The 3,445-nt window shown below is 36.8% G+C and carries 4 protein-coding genes; 2 read left to right on the plus strand and 2 right to left on the minus strand.

Translation table 11 applies throughout. The features are described from left to right. Positions 1–237 precede the first annotated feature (237 nt). Positions 238–1,383, plus strand: coding sequence for an MFS transporter (locus ACOVQ4_RS04945; RefSeq protein ID WP_421819546.1), 1,146 nt, complete (start codon positions 238–240; stop codon positions 1,381–1,383). Positions 1,384–1,425: 42 nt separating this feature from the next. Here the strand turns inward: ACOVQ4_RS04945 and ACOVQ4_RS04950 are convergent, their stop codons facing one another. Together ACOVQ4_RS04950 and apaG are read right to left on the minus strand one after the other, a co-directional pair. After that, positions 1,426–2,262 (minus strand): O-methyltransferase, encoded by an 837-nt coding sequence (locus ACOVQ4_RS04950; RefSeq protein WP_421819547.1) that lies wholly within the window; start codon positions 2,260–2,262, stop codon positions 1,426–1,428. A 12-nt stretch (positions 2,263–2,274) separates the two neighbouring features. Beyond that, entirely contained in the window at positions 2,275–2,661 is a 387-nt protein-coding gene (gene apaG, locus ACOVQ4_RS04955) for a Co2+/Mg2+ efflux protein ApaG (RefSeq protein WP_421819548.1), read from the minus strand. Between the two features lie 209 nt (positions 2,662–2,870). Between apaG and ung the strand changes: the two genes are divergently transcribed. Beyond that, a partial coding sequence (ung, locus tag ACOVQ4_RS04960; protein ID WP_421819549.1) for a uracil-DNA glycosylase occupies positions 2,871–3,445 on the plus strand: 575 nt, incomplete at its 3' end.

Genomic DNA, 3,445 nt, shown 5'->3' on the forward strand with positions numbered 1-3,445 from the left:
AAGACCTTCTGCCAAATGCAAATGGCATACAGCCTAAAGCTGAGTACCTAAATCTAATTTTGCTCACCTAACAATAGCATATATTACCTTTTATGAATAGATGTTTAATACGCTCGAAGTGTTCATTGGTTTTATGGATGGGTATAATTGCTAAATTAATAGTTTTTAAAATATTTTATTTGCTTTTTGATAATTTTCTTTAACCATGTACAAAATTTATCGTACATCCCTGAAAAAATGATTAAAAAATCAAAGTACATAGTTGCAAATGCCTTGCTGTTGGTTACGCTTTCGGTCAATATATCTATGCCTCTGTTTAGAGTTTATGCGCAAAACCAAGGACTAAATAATGGTCAAACGGCCTTAGTATTGGCCTCCTATATTATAGGCATGCTTCCTTGTTATATATTTTTGGGGGGTATTTCTGACAAAATCGGACGAAAGAAAATAATGATAATTAGTGTTTTGTTTTCTTTGTTAGCCACAAGTATTATCACCATAAAGCCAGATATATTTGCTCTTGTTTGGGCTCGCTTTTGCCAAGGAATCGCCTTAGGATTGAGCATGGGTACTGGGACTGCCTATTTGACCGAACTTATCGAAGCTAATCTCGAAAAACATGCGGCTACCAAGGCAGCAAATATAGCAACTTTTGCTACAGCGATTGGTTTTAGTGGAGGGGCACTTACTACTACTATCCTCATCATTAATCACTTTACATTGGTACCTGTTAGTTATCCAATCTTGATAGTTTTAACGGTGATAGGATTGATTTTAATGCTCTTTTTACCAGATTTTCCTCCCCTCGGAGGAAAAGTGATGAGATTACCCTATTTCCCGAAGGATTCGCTCCCAATTAATATCGGCATAGGACTTTGTTGGGCTGTTACAGGTATTGTGATTGCCATCATTCCGGGACAATTATCTTTGATCGGAATGACAGCTTACGCAGGGTTTTGTTTGGTGCTTATTAATTGGACTGAGGCTTTTTTGCAACCCATTATTCGTAATTATAACCCTCAAAAGGCTGTAAAAATAGGCTATGCGCTTTTACCCATTGGTTTTGGATTAGTTATAGTAGGCCTTGAGATGTCTCAATTTCCAGTAATTTTGTTAGGGGCTTCAATTATTGGAATGGCTGCTTATGGATTTTCTTATTTGGGAGGATTGGCTATTATATCTAATATTGGAGGAGTACAACGGGCTCGCGCAGTTTCTGGATTTATGTTTGTAGGATATATAGGTTTTGGTATTCCAGCTATTTTTTTGGGTTATTTGTCTGATATCCTCGGTATAATCCATGCTTTGATCATCTTCGAAGTCATCATTCTAATGATGGTTATCTACTTTATTCCTAAGGTGATTTTTAATCCAAATAACTGAAATACTGTTGCTTAATTGTTTCATAGAGCATGCAATTTTTACTTAATATCTTAAGACAAAGTGTTGTTTTGCCTGTGTTTTTCTAAAAAGGATAATGCCAAATTGAAACAAATCGATGCTAATGCCGACACTAGAATGAGACTTGATACTTTCCCAGGCTTCTGTCATTTCCTTAGACCAATAGATGTCATCAAATATAATAACCGAATTGTCATGAGTTTTTGTTAATAACTGCTCAAAATAAGCGATTGTTGGTGCTTTTCGATGGTTTGCATCCACAAATACAAAATCTATTTTAGGAAGATTGATAAGGGTGCTTCCGAGCGTTTCGTCAATATTACCCACCTGAAGCTGTATATTCTCAAGTCCGAGTTTCTGGAAATTTTCACGAGCGATTTTTGCGGTCTCATTACATCCTTCAAAGCTTATCACTTGTGCATTTTTGGCACTCATAGCCATGTAGGCGGTAGTTAGGCCTAGGGACGTTCCTAAATCTAAGATTGTTTTGGGTTCAAAATAGCTTACTAATCGAGCTAATAGTTGCGCGTATTTACGAGGCTTTAGCGCAGTTTTACACAAATCTGCCACTTTTCGATGATTTCCAGCATAAACTTTAGAGCCCGCACCCAATTCCGTAATTTCAATACTTCTTTGGTCTTTTTGGAGTAAATCTCGAAGACTTTCTATTGCACTAATATGGTCTGGATGGTTGGTGATACGTGTAGGAGCGTTTGTATCTGGCGGTTCGACGCGAATTAACTGAAGATAACGACCCTCGTGCGGTTTGATGGCACGGTAATACAAATCAAAAACAAAAGGAGAGTGAACAGCATGCTCGTTGCCTGCTTTCAAAAGATATTTTAGATAAGATTTAATCAAAACAAAAAAGTATTAATTCAAACGGTAAGGTACAATCATCGTAAAATTGGGAATCGTAACATTGAATTTTTTGCCATCAAATACCCGTTCCATCGTATAACTACCTTTCATTTTTCCAATTGAAGTATTAAAGTTACATCCACTAGAATACTCATGCGATTGCCCGGGCTCAATAACAGGTTGTTGGCCAACTACTCCTTCGCCAGAAACTTGGCGCTCCAAACCGTTTGAGTCTACAATAATCCAGTGTCGATGAAGCAATTTAACGGTAAATTCGCTTTCATTATCGATTTTTATACGATAAGAAAAAACAAAATGAGCATGAGATGGATTAGAGTACTGAGGTTGATACTCTGTTTCTACCGATACTTTTATGCCATGTGTAATTGCCGAAACCATGTTTTTCGTTATTAAGTGTACAAGTAAATTTACAGGTGGTGTACAATTCTCATTCTTTTAACAGTGTAAAAATAAATATAATTCCGATTTTGTTACCGTATTAGGTAATACAAAGTTAGTTTTGAAAATCTGAAAATATGTAGTTTTGTTAAAAAACAACAATTTCATTGACAGAAGTATCTCCATTTTCATAAAATCGAAATACAAATATGGACGTAAAAATTGAGCCTTCATGGAAGGCCAGACTTTCAAGTGAGTTCGAAAAACCTTATTTTAATCAATTGGTGAGTTTCATTAAAGAAGAATACCAAACACAAAAGATATATCCTCCGGGAAAGCTGATTTTCAATGCCTTTGACAAATGTCCATTTGATCAAACTAAGGTGATAATTCTTGGACAAGATCCATATCATGGACCCAATCAAGCCATGGGGCTTTCGTTTTCTGTAAACGATGGCGTGGCATTTCCCCCGTCTTTAGTGAATATATTTAGGGAAATAAAAGACGATTTGGGTATTCAGATACCCTTGTCGGGGAATCTCGAAAGATGGGCTACCCAAGGCGTATTAATGCTGAATGCTACGCTGACAGTTCGTGCCAATAGCGCTGGCTCACACCAAAAGAAAGGTTGGGAACAATTTACAGATGCTGTCATAAAATGCTTATCAGACGAAAAGGAGGGACTTGTTTTTTTACTTTGGGGTAAATATGCGCAAGATAAAGGAGCTGTTATTGATACCCAAAAACATTTGGTGCTCAAATGTAAGCACCCCTCTCCAATGTC

This window comes from Flectobacillus sp., assembly GCF_049240685.1.
In the GTDB taxonomy this organism is placed as follows: Bacteria; Bacteroidota; Bacteroidia; order Cytophagales; family Spirosomataceae; genus Flectobacillus.

What these genes read in the sequence shown, in the direction of transcription:
- apaG (WP_421819548.1), bottom strand. Translation starts at nt 2,661, where the DNA reads ATGGTTTCGGCAATTACACATGGCATAAAAGTATCGGTAGAAACAGAG.
- ACOVQ4_RS04945 (WP_421819546.1), top strand. Translation starts at nt 238, where the DNA reads ATGATTAAAAAATCAAAGTACATAGTTGCAAATGCCTTGCTGTTGGTT.